14 protein-coding genes are annotated in these 13,407 nt (G+C 67.7%); 8 read left to right on the plus strand and 6 right to left on the minus strand.

Features of this window, described 5'->3' with window-relative positions; all coding sequences use genetic code 11:
• Positions 1–11: 11 nt before the first annotated feature.
• Together H8R02_RS14180 and H8R02_RS14185 are read left to right on the plus strand one after the other, a co-directional pair.
• Positions 12–1,154: a mandelate racemase/muconate lactonizing enzyme family protein gene (locus tag H8R02_RS14180; RefSeq protein WP_187082095.1), complete on the plus strand. Its 1,143-nt coding sequence runs from the start codon at positions 12–14 to the stop codon at positions 1,152–1,154.
• A 40-nt stretch (positions 1,155–1,194) separates the two neighbouring features.
• Positions 1,195–1,974: a 2-keto-4-pentenoate hydratase gene (locus H8R02_RS14185; protein WP_187082096.1), complete on the plus strand. Its 780-nt coding sequence runs from the start codon at positions 1,195–1,197 to the stop codon at positions 1,972–1,974.
• Here the strand turns inward: H8R02_RS14185 and H8R02_RS14190 are convergent.
• The 5 genes from H8R02_RS14190 to H8R02_RS14210 form a co-directional block, all read right to left on the minus strand.
• The gene (locus H8R02_RS14190) at positions 1,971–2,171 is read right to left on the minus strand and encodes a hypothetical protein (protein ID WP_187082097.1); all 201 of its coding nucleotides are present in this window, start codon (positions 2,169–2,171) and stop codon (positions 1,971–1,973) included. The genes H8R02_RS14185 and H8R02_RS14190 overlap by 4 nt on opposite strands.
• A gap of 121 nt (positions 2,172–2,292) precedes the next feature.
• The gene (locus H8R02_RS14195) at positions 2,293–3,120 is read right to left on the minus strand and encodes a shikimate dehydrogenase family protein (protein WP_187082098.1); all 828 of its coding nucleotides are present in this window, start codon (positions 3,118–3,120) and stop codon (positions 2,293–2,295) included.
• Complete coding sequence (locus H8R02_RS14200) at positions 3,117–4,715, minus strand: acyl CoA:acetate/3-ketoacid CoA transferase (RefSeq protein ID WP_187082099.1); 1,599 nt, start codon at positions 4,713–4,715, stop codon at positions 3,117–3,119. Before H8R02_RS14200 ends, H8R02_RS14195 begins: the two co-directional genes overlap by 4 nt.
• A gap of 55 nt (positions 4,716–4,770) precedes the next feature.
• Entirely contained in the window at positions 4,771–5,508 is a 738-nt protein-coding gene (locus H8R02_RS14205; protein ID WP_255429351.1) for a TetR/AcrR family transcriptional regulator, read from the minus strand.
• A 17-nt stretch (positions 5,509–5,525) separates the two neighbouring features.
• Entirely contained in the window at positions 5,526–6,023 is a 498-nt protein-coding gene (locus tag H8R02_RS14210) for a MaoC/PaaZ C-terminal domain-containing protein (protein ID WP_187082100.1), read from the minus strand.
• Between the two features lie 72 nt (positions 6,024–6,095).
• Between H8R02_RS14210 and H8R02_RS14215 the strand changes: the two genes are divergently transcribed.
• The 6 genes from H8R02_RS14215 to H8R02_RS14240 all read left to right on the plus strand — a co-directional run bounded on the left by H8R02_RS14215 (position 6,096) and on the right by H8R02_RS14240 (position 12,516).
• Entirely contained in the window at positions 6,096–7,148 is a 1,053-nt protein-coding gene (locus H8R02_RS14215; protein ID WP_187082101.1) for an ABC transporter ATP-binding protein, read from the plus strand.
• A 67-nt stretch (positions 7,149–7,215) separates the two neighbouring features.
• Positions 7,216–8,475 (plus strand): ABC transporter substrate-binding protein, encoded by a 1,260-nt coding sequence (locus H8R02_RS14220; protein ID WP_187082102.1) that lies wholly within the window; start codon positions 7,216–7,218, stop codon positions 8,473–8,475.
• Between the two features lie 57 nt (positions 8,476–8,532).
• The gene (locus H8R02_RS14225; protein ID WP_222622494.1) at positions 8,533–9,384 is read left to right on the plus strand and encodes a carbohydrate ABC transporter permease; all 852 of its coding nucleotides are present in this window, start codon (positions 8,533–8,535) and stop codon (positions 9,382–9,384) included.
• Positions 9,384–10,235: a carbohydrate ABC transporter permease gene (locus H8R02_RS14230; protein ID WP_187082104.1), complete on the plus strand. Its 852-nt coding sequence runs from the start codon at positions 9,384–9,386 to the stop codon at positions 10,233–10,235. The genes H8R02_RS14225 and H8R02_RS14230 overlap by 1 nt, the downstream gene beginning before the upstream one ends.
• A gap of 46 nt (positions 10,236–10,281) precedes the next feature.
• Positions 10,282–11,055 carry an exodeoxyribonuclease III gene (xth, locus tag H8R02_RS14235; RefSeq protein ID WP_187082105.1) on the plus strand — a complete coding sequence of 258 codons (774 nt, stop codon included), beginning with the start codon at positions 10,282–10,284 and terminating at the stop codon, positions 11,053–11,055.
• A 57-nt stretch (positions 11,056–11,112) separates the two neighbouring features.
• The gene (locus tag H8R02_RS14240; protein ID WP_187082106.1) at positions 11,113–12,516 is read left to right on the plus strand and encodes an NAD(P)-binding protein; all 1,404 of its coding nucleotides are present in this window, start codon (positions 11,113–11,115) and stop codon (positions 12,514–12,516) included.
• Here the strand turns inward: H8R02_RS14240 and H8R02_RS14245 are convergent.
• The gene (locus H8R02_RS14245; RefSeq protein ID WP_187082107.1) at positions 12,513–13,394 is read right to left on the minus strand and encodes an SDR family NAD(P)-dependent oxidoreductase; all 882 of its coding nucleotides are present in this window, start codon (positions 13,392–13,394) and stop codon (positions 12,513–12,515) included. The two genes, H8R02_RS14240 and H8R02_RS14245, sit on opposite strands and share 4 nt — an antisense overlap.
• Positions 13,395–13,407: the final 13 nt, after the last annotated feature.

Below are 13,407 nucleotides of genomic sequence, written 5' to 3' on the forward strand. Positions count from 1 at the left end.
CACTGAATCCCATGCGTATCGCCGACATCCGGGCCGTGCCCATCTCCTTCCCCGTTCCCGCCGACAAGTCGGTGCGCCTGGGCATCGGCCGCAGCGTCAAGCGCGACTCGGTGCTCGTGCGCGTCGAGACCGACGAGGGCCACGTCGGCTGGGGCGAAGCCCACCACGGCCGCTGCCCCGGTGCGATCGCCAAGCTGATCGACACCACGATGCGCGAGCTGGTGCTGGGCCTGGACGCGCACGACGTGGCCGGCGTCTGGGCGCGTGTCTACAAGATGCAGCTGGCCAGCCACGGCATGGGCGCGGCGGCCGCTCTCGCGCTGAGTGGCGTGGACATGGCGCTGTGGGACCTGAAGTGCCAGGCCACCGGCCTGCCGCTGGTGCAGTTGCTGGGCGGCTCGGCCAAGCCGATCAAGGCCTACGCGGGCGGCATCGCCCTCGGCTGGCAGGACCCGGCTTCGCTGGCCGAAGAAGCACAGCGCTACGTGCAGCAAGGCTACCGTGCGCTCAAGCTGCGCATGGGCGATACGCCGGTGCGCGATATCGCGCGCGTGCGCGCCGTGCGCAAGGCCGTCGGCGACGAGATCGACATCCTCACCGATGCCAACACCGCGTACACGCTCGACGACGTGCGCCGCGTGATGCCGGCCTTCGAGGAGTGCGCGGTGGGCTGGCTGGAAGAGCCGTTCCCGCCGCAGGACCGTCGCGCCTATGCGATCGCCGCGGGCCTCGGGCGCGTGCCGCTCGCCGCGGGCGAGAACCACTACACGCGCTACGAGTTCGCGACGCTGCTGGAAGACGGGCACGTGCAGTTCGTCCAGCCGGACCTCTCGAAGACGGGCGGCGTGACCGAGTCGATGCGCATCGCCGCGATGGCCAGCGCCCAGAAGCTCACCGTGAACCCGCACACCTCGGCGACGGCGATCAACATGGCGACGAGCATCCACTTCCTGTGCGCCGTGGACAACCCCGGCTACTTCGAGGGCGACGTCACCGCGCTCAACCCGTTCCGCGACCACATGGCCGACAAGGCGCCTTATGCGCTGGACGACAAGGGCTGCGTGCGGCCGCACGAAGGCGTGGGCATCGGCCTGAAGATCGACCAGCACTTCATCTCGGAGCATCCGCTGATCGAAGGCCCCTGCTACGTGTGAGGGCCTGCCGTAGAGCAGGCAACGTTGGTACATTCCGCTCATGAGTGAACCGACCCCCGCCGAACTCAACGCCCGCCGCATGTGGGACGCCCGCGTCGCACGCCAGCCGTACGCGAACCTGCCCGACTCGGGCACGCCGCTGTCGATCGAGGAAGCGTACGCAGCGCAGGAAGCGTACTGGCGCCTCGCGGAGCCGGTGTACGGCCCCGTCGCGGGCGTGAAGGTCGCGACCACCACGAAGGTGATGCAGCAGCTGATGGGCATCACGCACCCGTGCGGCGGCGCGATCTTCGCAAAGACGGTCCATGCTTCGCCGGCTCGCATCTCGAAGGGCTCGTTCGTCAACATGCGCGTGGAGAGCGAGATCGCATTGAACCTCGGCACCGACATGCCGGCTGCGAGAGCGCCATGGACCGCCGAAACGGCCGCGCAATGCGTTGCCGGCGCGATGCCCGCGTTCGAGTTGATCGAGGACCGCAACGCCGTCTACAAGGAGACGCGTGCTACGTCGATGATCGTCGACAACTGCTGGAATGGCGGTGTGGTGCTCGGGCCGATGAAGAAGGTCGCACCCGGTGACGTCATCGGCGTAAAGGGCCGGCAAACGCTCAACGGCCAACCTTCAGGCGAAGGGAACGCCGAGAACCCCTATGCCACGCTCGCATGGCTCGCCAACCTGATGGCGTCGCGCAAGCTCGACCTGAAGAGCGGCATGGTCGTCATCACGGGCAGTGTCGTGCCGACGTTCTCCGTGTCGCCCGGCGACCGCGTGGTGTTCACGGTCGAGGGCTTGGGCGAAGCCGTGCTGGACGTCACCTAGAACTGCGGCGGCAGTTCCTCCACGCGCGCGTTACGTTTCTCGACGTGGAACTGCTCGGCCATGGCGGCCGGCTGTTCGGGCGCCTTGATTTCGACGACGGGCCGGCTCACCGCCTCGGGCGGCAGCCCGAGCCACAGGAAGAGGGCGGCCAGGGCAAGGACGAACGTCAGGGCCGAGTAGCTGCGCCAGTGCTTCATGAGTCCTCCGTGCGTGGTGAAGCGGGTTGCTCCAACCTAGTCCACGGAGGCGGTTATTTCTTCACTCGATCGGGTGAGCGGGTGCGAAACCGTACACACCTGGCTCGAAGTGAAATGAAGTTCAGGGCGACAGGCCGAAAAAGCCGAGCAGCGCGTCGACCTGCCCGCTCAACATGTGCACGCCCGCGTGGGTCGGCAGCCCGCGAGCGCCTGCAGCGGCGAGCAGCGGTGTCCACGCCGGCTTCAACACGATGTCGACGACGAGGGTGCCGCTGCGCACCGCGGAAAGATCGACGGGAAGTTTGTCGCCATCCGGCGGCGCGCAGTTGACGATGACGTCATGGCGCTGCGTGTCCTCATCGCCCTGCCGCCGTGCGCTCACCGCAACTTTGGGATGGACCTGGCCGACCGCTTCGGCAAGCTGCCGCGCGCGTTCGCCGTCCCGGTCGACGAGGGTGATGCTTGCCGCTCCCTCGGCGGCGATCGCATGCGCAATGGCGCGGCCCGCGCCGCCGGCACCGACCATCAGCACGTGTCGCCCTTGCAGTGCATGGCCGTGTTGCCGCAGCCCCTCGATGAAGCCTGCGCCGTCGTAGTTGTCCCCCACGAGGCGCCCATCGCTTTCCTTGCGGATGGCGTTCACCGCGCCCGTCAATCGTGCGGCAGGAGCGAGTTCGTCGACGAGGGCACAGACGGCCACCTTGTGCGGCACGGTGACCACAAGGCCGTCCCAGTTGGCGCTCTGGCGGAAGAGGGCGATCGCACCGGGCACCGCCGACGGCGGCACTTGCATCGGCACGAGCACGGCCGGTATCCCGTGCTTCCTGAACGCCTGGTTGAAGAGCCCCGGCGACCCGGCTTGCTCGATCGGGTCCCCGATGATCGCGAAGAGCCTTGTCGCACCCGACAGCGGCAGCGGCAAGCCCAGCGGCGCGCCCGTCTCGCTCACGCCAGCCCCGCCGCTAGAAGCCTCTCGTTCAGCGGGCGCTTGCGCGGCTGCAGGCGCCCCGCGAGCTGCATGGGCTCCGAGCGGAAGATCCGCTCGTCCATCAGGCGCAGGTCCTTCGAGATCGCGGGCCGGAAGCCCATCTGGTCCAGGACCTCGCGTTGCAGGTCGATGCCGGGGGCGACCTCGATCAGTTCGAGGCCGTCCTTCGAGCTGCGGAAGACCGCCCGCTCCGTGACGAAGATCGTTTCCTGCCCGCGCTCGCGCCCGTAGTCGCCGCTGTACGAAACCTGGCCCACTTTCTCCACGAACTTGTGGTGCCTGCCCTCCTGCGCGATGCGCAGCTTTCCGTCGCCCGTTTCGATCTTCAACCCGCCCGCCGTGAGCGTCCCGCCGAAGACCATCTTCTTCGCGTTCTGGCTGATGTTGATGAACCCGCCCACGCCGACCACCTTGCCCGCAAAGCGGCTGATGTTGACGTTCGAGCGCGGGTCGACCTCCACCGCCGACAGGAACGCGATGTCGAGGCCGCCGCCGTCGTAGAAGTCGAACTGGTAGGGCTGGTCCACCATCGCCGCGTAGTTGCGCGCGGCGCCGGCGTCCAGGCCACTGGCGGGCGCACCGCCGATCAGCCCCTGTTCGTTGGTCAGCACGATGCTGTCCAGCACCTTCTCCTCGGCGGCAATGATGCCGATGCCGGTGCAGATGCCCGAGCCGATGTTGCACACCGCGCCGTCCTGGAGTTCCATCGCGCAGCGCCGCGCCACGATCTTGCGTTCGTCGAGCGGCAGTTTCGGGAACGCGTCGAGAGGTATCCGGATCTGGCCGGCGAACGCGGGGTCCTGCCGGGTCTGGTACGTCTGCATCTGGTCGGCGTCGACGACGACGAGGTCCACGAGCAGGCCGGGGATCTTCACCGTCTTGCCGGGCAGGGCGCCGCGTTGCGCGAGGCGCTTGACCTGCACGATGACGAGGCCGCCGCAACGCCGTGTCGCCTGCGCCATGGAGAGCATCTCGCCGAAGATCGCTTCGTCCTCCATGGAGATGTTGCCGTCTTCGTCCGCGGTCGTGCCGCGCAGGAAGGCGACGTCGATCTGGAACGGCTTGTAGAACAGCCACTCGCGGCCGGCGAGCTGCACGAGTTCCACCAGGTCGTCCTTCGCGCGCTCGCTCTGGCGTCCACCCGCCTGGCGCGGGTCCACGAACGTATGCAGGCCCACGTGGGTCAGCAGCCCGGGGCGGCCCGCGGCGATCTCCCGCATGAGTTGCGACAGCGCGCCTTGCGGCAGCGTGTACGCCTCGACCTGGTTGGCGGCGGCCATCTCCGCAACCGCGGGCGCATCGACGATCGTGCCGCAGACGATGCGCTTGAGCAGGCCGGGCTTCGCGAAGCGCGACACGCCGCGATGGCTGCGATCGCCGATGCCGACGGGGTGGAGCGACGTGATGTCGCGCGGGGCCCCCTCGGAGAGGAACCGGCGCTCGACGGCTTCGATCAGCGACTCCGGCACCGCATGGCCGGACCCCGAACCCCCGATCAAAACCGTGTCGCCGTCCTTCAACAACGCCGCGGCGGCCTCTGCAGTAATCACGCGCATAACAACCTTCACGCATCCTTGGATGCTGAAAGTCTAGGACTTATTTACAGGTAAGTCAATTGCGCTTTCGCTTCGTACGGCCGGTGCTCGAGGGCGCGTGAGGGCCCGCGTACGCGGAGAGCACCACCCTCGAGAATGCGTCGAAGAAAAGTTCGAGCCTGTCGAAGCCGCCGGTGCCGTGCGTGAACACCGACGAACTGTTGACGATGTTCAGGATCAGGAAGGCGAGGTCCTGCCTCGGCGTGGACTCGTCCAGTTCGCCGCGCCGCCACGCATCGTCGACGGCGGTGCGAATGAGCTCGTGAAGGGTCGAGGTGAACGACGCGAGGCTCTTGCGCGCGTCGTCGCTCAGGGCCTGGCTTTCGAGCCGCATGCGGCCGATCAGGCTCCACGTGTTGCCGCCGTCGCGCCCCTTGTTGACCTGCTGGTAGCGCTCCCAGTTGTACTCCACGAGCTGCCGCAGCTTCTCGGGCAGCGACTTGTCCGCGGCGAGCCAGATCGTCCGGTGGCGCGCCTCGACCTCCGCCACGTAGTCGGCGATCACCTCGTCCACCAGTCCGTTCTTGTTGCCGAAGTGGTAGTGGATGTTCGTGGTCGTGATCCCGAGCTCCATCGCGATGTCGCGGAAGCTCACGCCGTTGAGCCCGTGGACGGTGAGAAGGCGTGTGGCCACCTTCTTGATGGCCTGGCGCATCTCCACCTTCGGGGCGTCGGCGCCGCCGCGCACCTCGGCAGCGGCGGGCTTGGCTGCGGGGCGGCGTCCGGGGCCCTTCTTGACCGCTGAGCGTTCCATGCGGTGCGATGGTAGCGTCAATGCCCGGCAGCGGACATCCGGATGAGCAGCTGCGTCTCGCCGTCCTGGATGGTTTCGCCGCGCTGGTTCACCACGCGCATGCCCAGCGTCACGATGCCGCGATCGCCCCGCCGCGTCGTCCGCTTGGCCACCACCCACAGCCGCGCATGGATCCGGTCGTTCGGCAGCAGCGCCGCCCGGAAGGACCAGTTCCAGCCGAGCGTGGCGATGCCCAGCAGCCGCACGGAGCACCGCGTCTTCAGCCCGTCCGCCATGGCCAGGCCCAGCAGCCCGTGCGCGATGCGCCCGGGAAAGCCGGCCTCGCGGGCGAACTGCTCGTCCATGTGCACGTCGAACAGGTCGCCGGTGAGGCCCGCGAACCCGACGATGTGCGCTTCCGTGACGGTCACGCCGGCGGTTTCGTACCAGTCGCCGGGTTCGAGCTGGTCGAAGGCGTACTCTCCCGCGGGGAGCTGGCGGCCGGTGTCGGCGGCAGGTTGGGGTGTCGTGTCCATGGCTTCGGCACTTCCTGGATGAATGGGCTTATCTTACTTGCTTATCGATAAATAAGCTGTTGTAATTTGCAGATGGCCTCAGTCAGCATCTCCAACGTGCAGAAAAGCTTCGGCGAGGTCGAGATCCTCAAGGGCGTCTCGATCGACATCGCGGACGGCGAGTTCGTCACGCTCGTCGGCCCCTCGGGCTGCGGCAAGTCCACGCTGCTGCGCATGCTCGCGGGCCTCGAGAAGATCTCCGGCGGAACGATGGCCATCGACGGGCAGGTCGTCAACGACCTGCCGCCCAAGGACCGCGACATCGCGATGGTGTTCCAGAGCTACGCGCTGTACCCGCACATGACCGTGCGGGAGAACATGGCCTTCTCCCTGCGGATGCGGGACGCTTCCGCCGAGGAGACGCGGGCCAAGGTGGACCGGGCGGCGGAGATCCTCGGCCTGGGCAGCCTGCTCGACCGGTTCCCGAAGCAGCTTTCGGGCGGCCAGCGGCAGCGGGTCGCGATGGGCCGTGCGATCGTGCGCAACCCCAAGGTGTTCCTCTTCGACGAGCCGCTGTCCAACCTGGACGCGAAGCTGCGCGTCGCGATGCGCGGCGAGATCAAGGAGCTGCACCAGCGCCTGCGCACGACCACCGTCTACGTCACGCACGACCAGATCGAGGCGATGACCATGGCCAGCAAGGTCGTGGTCATGCGGGAAGGGCGCGTGGAGCAGGTCGGGCCGCCGCTGGCGCTGTACGACCGCCCGGGCAACATGTTCGTCGCGGGCTTCATCGGCTCGCCGTCGATGAACTTCATCCCGGGGAAGGTGTCGGGCGGGGAGTTCCTCGCCGACTGCGGGCTGCGCCTGCCCTTGCCCGGCGCGCCGGCGGACGCGCAGCGTGCCGTCTACGGCATCCGCCCCGAGCACTGCAGGCTCGACCCGGCCGGCTTCGAGATGAACGTCGTCGTCGTCGAGCCGTCGGGGTCGGAAACCCAGATCGTCCTGCGCCAGGGCGGCCAGGACCTCGTGTGCTTGGTTCACGACCGCGTCGACGCGCAGCCGGGGCAGGCGGTGCGCGTGCTGCCCGACCGCGCCAAGGCCCACCTCTTCGACCCGGAGACGGGTGTGGCATTGACTTTCTAGTAAGTAAGTGAGACGATGGCTCGCCGGTCCGCGCACCGGCAGCCGTTTCAACATTCAGGAGACAGTGATGGGATTCCACCGCGAATCGTTCGCCAGGCCGCTGGGCTGGTTGCGCCACCTGGCCGTGGGCACCGCCATGTTGGCATCCGCCCATGCGGCTTTCGCGCAGCAGGCGCTGGTCATCAACACCGACCGCAGCGGCACGGGCCAGAAGGCCGCCTTCAACAAGATCGTGGCCGACTTCGAGGCGCAGAACCCCGGCGTGAAGGTGACGGTGAACTACAGCGACGTGGAGTCGTACAAGACTTCCATCCGCAACTTCCTGGTGACGAGCCCGCCGGACATCGCGTTCTGGTTCACCGGTGCCCGCATGCGCGCCTTCACCAAGCGCAACCTGTTCGAGGACCTGTCGGGCTTCCTGAAGGAGAACAAGCTCACGGACACGATGAAGCCCTTCATTCCCGCGGTCACCGACGGGGGCAAGCAGTACATGATGCCCACCAACATGACCACGTGGGGCTTCTATTACAACAAGCAGGTCTTCGACAAGGCCGGCGTCAAGGTGCCCACGACGTGGACCGAGCTGATGACGGCCGCCGGCAAGCTCAAGGCGTCCGGCATCGTGCCGTTCACCATCGGCACGCGCGACCTCTGGGCCAACTCGCTGTGGTTCGACTACCTGAACCTGCGCACCAACGGCCTGGACTTCCACATGCAGCTCATGGACGGCAAGGTGAAGTACACCGACCCGCGCGTGAAGAAGGTCTTCGAGCTGTGGGCCGACCCGGTGAAGAAGGGCTACTTCCTGGAGAACGCTTCGTCCTACGGCTGGCAGGAAGGCATCCCGTTCCTGTCGCAGGGCAAGGCGGCCATGTACCTGCTGGGCCCGTACGTGCGCACGTCGCTGCCCGCCGAGATGCACGCGAACATCGGCTTCTTCCCGTTCCCGGCGCTCGACCCGAAGATGCCGAACTACGAAGAGCTCTCCGTGAACGGCGTGGGCATTCCCAAGGGCGCGAAGAACAAGGACCTCGCGAAGAAATTCCTGAAGTTCTTCGCCGAGAAGGACAACAACATGCTGTTCGCCAAGGGCGGCGCGGTGCTGCCGTCGCGCATCGACGTGGCCATCACGGACGACCCGTACGCGGCCGAACAGTTCGCCCACGCGAAGGGCGCGAAGGGGTCCTCGCAGTTCTACGACCGCGACACCGACCCCGACATGGCGCAGGCCGGCATGCGAGGCTTCCAGGAGTTCCTGCAGCAGCCCGACCGCGTCGACGCCATCCTCGAGCGGCTCGAGAGCACGCGCGAGCGGATCTTCAAGTAAACCCGCGCACCAGGAGGAAGAGCGGTGCGTCAGTTGTGGCTCAGGCACCAGTCCTGGTTGACCCCGGCACTCCTGCTCTTCCTGCCCGTGCTGTTGTTCGGCACGGTCATCGTCGCATCGGCGGTCCAGAGCGTCTGGTTCGGGTTCTTCGACTGGGACGGCACCGGCCCGAAGACCTGGGTCGGGCTGGGGAACTACCGGGAGCTGTTCGGCGACCCGCAGTTCCTCGTCTCCCTGAAGAACAACGTCATCTGGCTGGTGCTGTTCCTGCTGGCGCCGGTCATCGGCCTGGCGCTCGCCCTGTTCCTCAACCAGAACCTGCCGGAAATCCGCGTGGTCAAGGCGGTGTTCTTCATCCCGCTGGTGCTCGCGCACGTGATCATCGGCGTGGTGTTCGCGTGGTTCTACGACCCCACGTTCGGCCTCCTCGCGATGGCTGCACGTGCCATCGGCGTGACGCCGGTCGCGATCCTCTCGAACGAGCACCTGGTGACGTTCGGCATCATCGTCGCCGCGTTGTGGGCGCAGGTGGCTTTCTGCCTGGTCCTTTTCCTGGCGGGCCTGTCGCAGATCGACCATGAGCTCGTCGCGGCGGGCCGCCTCGACGGCGCGACCGGCTGGCGCCTCTTCCGGTTCATCGTGCTGCCCCAGCTGAAGTCCGTGACCTTCGTGTCGGCCATCATCACGGTCATCATGTCCCTGCGCAACTTCGACATGATCTCGGTGATGACGCAAGGCGGGCCGTACGGCCGCTCCACCGTGCTCGCCTACCAGATGTACGACGCGACGATCTTCAGTTATCGGGCGGGGTACGGCGCCGCGATCGCGACCGTGCTCTTCGCCATCATGAGCATCTACATCGGCTGGTTCCTCGTGCATACCCTGCGCGAGGAAAGGAGGCGCCGCTGATGTACCCCGCGCCCATCGCAGACGCGTCGCCTTCGCGCCGGCTCGCCTATCGCGTTGCACTCTACGTGTCGATGCTGCTGTGGATGGCGCCCTTGATCGCCATCTTCATGACCGCCGCGCGGCCGCAGGACGACCTGCTCGCGGGCAACTACTGGGGCTGGCCCAGCAAGATCGCCTTCGCCGACAACTTCCGGCAGGTGTTCGCCACGTCGCCGATGGCCGGTTTCTTCGTCAACAGCGTGGTTGTGACGGTCGCGACGGTCGCGGGAGTGCTCGTGTTGAGCACGCTTGCCGCCGTGGCATTGGCCAAGTACGAGTTCCGCGGGCGCACGTTGCTGTTCGCCATGTTCATCGCGGGCAACTTCCTGCCGTACCAGATCCTGATGATCCCGGTGCGCGAGCTGGCCGTCGGCCTGGGCCTGTACAACACGGTGTGGGCGCTCGTGGTCTTCCACACCGCGTTCCAGACAGGGTTCGCGACGCTCTTCCTCAGGAACTTCATCGCCGGCCTGCCCGAGGAGCTCTTCGAGGCCGCCCGCATCGAGGGCGCCAGCGAATTGCGCATCCTGCGCGTCATCGTGGTCCCGCTCATCCGGCCCGCGCTCGCGGGGCTGGCCGTGCTCGTCTTCACGTTCGTGTGGAACGACTACTTCTGGGCCCTCGCCCTTGTCCAGAGCGATGCGGCCAAGCCCCTGACCCTCGGGCTCGCTGGCTTGAAAGGCGAGTGGCTGACGGCGTGGAACCTGATTTCGGCCGGTGCATTGATGGCGGCGTTGCCGCCCGTGCTGCTGTTCTTCTTCATGCAGAAGCACTTCGTCGCGGGGCTGACGGCCGGCGCAGTCCGCGGGTAGGCGTTGGCTGACACGGCCAGCCGTGTCCTGGCCCGAAGATGGGTCCATGCGGATCGCCACCTACAACGTCAACGGCGTCAACGGCCGCCTTCCCCGTTTGCTCGAATGGCTGGAGGAGACCAGCCCCGACATCGCATGCCTGCAGGAGATCAAGACCGGCGACGCCACGTTCCCGGCCGCGAAGATCGAGGCGGCGGGCTACGGCGCCATCTGGCATGGGCAGAAGTCGCACCACGGCGTGGCCATCCTCGCGCGCGGCGAGGTACCGCGCGAGGTGCGCCGCGGCGTGCCCGGCAATGACGAGGATTTCGAGGCCCGCTACATCGAGTGCGACTACCACGGGCTGCGCATCGCTTCGGTCTACCTGCCCAACGGCAACCCGGCGCCCGGGCCTCGGTTCGACTACAAGCTGGCCTGGCTCGCGCGCCTGCATCGCCATGCACGCACGTTGCTTGATTCGGACGTGCCCGCTGTGCTGGCAGGCGACTTCAACGTGGTGCCCACCAACGCCGACATCTACAACTGGTGGCTGTGGCAGGCCGATGCGGTGCTGCAACCGGAAACGCGTGAAGCGTGGCAACGCTTCCTCGCCGAGGGCTGGACCGACATCACGCGGGCGCGGCATCCGGACGAACGCCTCTACACCTTCTGGGTGAATGCGGACGCGTTCCGCCGCAACGCGGGCTTCCGCATGGACTTCCTGCTTGCGAGCCCGCCGGTGGTGCCGCTCGTCACCGCCGACGGCATCGACCGCGAGTACCGCGGCCGCGAGAAGCCGAGCGACCACACGCCGGTGTGGATCGAGCTCGCCTGGCGGTGACTTGCGCGCGGCGTGCTAAGTTCGCGCTTTCGGCTCCGCGCGAGGAGGGACCCGCCCATGGAAACCGACTACCTGGTCATCGGCGCCGGCGCATCCGGCATGGCCTTCGCCGACACGCTGCTCGACGAGGCACCGGACGCGCACATCACGCTCGTCGACCGCCATGCCAAACCCGGCGGCCACTGGAACGACGCGTATTCCTTCGTGGGCCTGCACCAGCCCTCGGCGTTCTACGGTGTCAACTCCATGGAGCTGGGCTCGCTGCGCAAGGACGAGGACGGGCCGAACAAGGGCATGTACGAGCTGGCGAGCGGGCCGGAGATCAGCGCCTACTACGACAAGGTGATGCAGCAGCGCATGCTGCCCAGCGGCCGCGTGAAGTTCTTCCCGATGAGCGAGTACGCGGGTGACGGCCGCATCGTGTCGCTGCTGTCCGGCGCGGTCACGCAGGTCGGTGTGCGCCGCAAGGTCGTCGATGCCACGCGCTTCTCGCCGACCGTACCGTCGACGCACAAGCGCAACTTCCAGGTTGCCGACGGCGTGCGCGTCGTGCCGCCCAACGAGCTGCCGCAGCTGTGGCACACGCGCGAGGGCGAGACGCCGCCGCGCGCGTTCTGCATCGTGGGCGCGGGCAAGACGGCCATGGACGCCGGCGTGTGGCTGCTGCGCCATGGCGTGCCGCCCTCGGCCATCCATTGGGTGATGCCGCGCGACTCCTGGGTGCAGAACCGCCAGTGCGTGCAGCCGGGCGCCGAGTTCTTCTTCCACACGATCGGCGGCGAAGCCAGCCGCATGGCCGCCTGGGCACAAGGCACCTCCATCGACGACGTGTTCCTGCGCATGGAGAAGACCGGGCAGATGCTGCGCATCGACCCGTCGCGCACGCCCACCATGTACCACTACGCGATCCTCTCCACGGGCGAGGTCGAGCTGCTGCGCAGCATCACGCAGGTGATCCGCATGGGCCGCGTCGAGTCGATCGAGCCCGGCGAGCTGGTGATGCAGCAGGGGCGCGCGGCGATGGCGCCCGGCACGCTGTACATCGACTGCACCGCTTCCGCGCTGCAGTTCCGCAAGGCCGAGCCGGTGTTCCAGGGCGACCGCATCACGGTGCAGCTGCTGCGCGCGCCGCTCATCACGCTCAGTGCCGCGGTCACGGCGTACGTCGAAGTGCACGGCGCGGACGACGCGCAGAAGAACGAGATGTGCAAGCCGGTGCCGCTGCCGCGCAACCTGGCGGGCTATGCGCCGGCCACGCTCGTGAGCATGTCCAACCAGATGCGCTGGTCGCAGGACGCCGCCTTGCGCACGTGGCTGCGCAACTCGCGTCTCGATGGCTTCGGCAAGCTCGTTGCCGACGTGGGCAAGGACGATGCCGAGAAGCAGGAGGTTCTTGCCCGCTTGAAGACCAGCGCGATGGCCGCGGTCGGGAACATGCAGAAGTTGATGGCGGGCGGTTAGCTCGCCAGCCGCTCACCGTCCTGCAGGTCGCCGGCCGGCCCCGCTGCCGCCGCGCCGCGCTGCGCGCGCTCGTACGCCACGGCCGGCGCGAGCGCCGCGTCCGGCAGGGACGGAAAAAGCCGCCCCAGCAGCCAGCCGACGCGGGCGCGCCGCGGCACCACGATGAACTTGCGGTTGCGCGCCACGCCGTCCAGCGTCTCGGCGGCCATCCTGTCCACGGGGTAGGGCATGCCGCTCACCTTGGTGAGGTAGCGGCGCACGTCCGGCAGCCACCAGCCGGCGCCCGCCTCGGGCGGTATTTGCGAGGCGAGTATCGGCGTCTCGATCACGCCGGGGCACACGACGCTCACGCGCACGCCGAACGGCGCCGCCTCCACGCGCAGGCTGGCGCTCAGCCCCACCACCGCGTGCTTGGTAAGCGCGTACGGCGTCAACAGCGGCGCGGGCCCGAGCCCGGCCATCGAAGCCGTGTTCACGATGTGGCCGAAGCCCTGCTGGCGCATCAGCGGGTACGCGGCCTGCACGCCGTGCACCACGCCCCAGATGTTGATGTCGACGACGCGATGCCAGGCCTCGAGCGGGATCTCGTGCACCTCGCCGCCCATGCCGATGCCGGCGTTGTTGAACATGTAGTCGAGGCGCCCGCGCTCGCGCGCGAATCGCTGCACGGCGTCACTCGTGGCAGTCGCATCGCACACGTCGAGCGTCATGCTGGTTGCGCTGCCGCCGCACTCCTGCGCGACACGCTGCGCGCCGGCGCCATCGATATCGGTCACGCAGACGCTCGCGCCGCCCGCCGTGAGGGCCTTCGCCAGTGCGCGGCCGATGCCGGACGCGCCGCCGGTGATGAACGCCGTCTTGCCTTGCCAGGTGCCCATGGTGTGCTCCTCA

This window comes from Ramlibacter albus (genome assembly GCF_014297445.1).
In the GTDB taxonomy this organism is placed as follows: domain Bacteria; phylum Pseudomonadota; class Gammaproteobacteria; order Burkholderiales; family Burkholderiaceae_C; genus Ramlibacter; species Ramlibacter albus.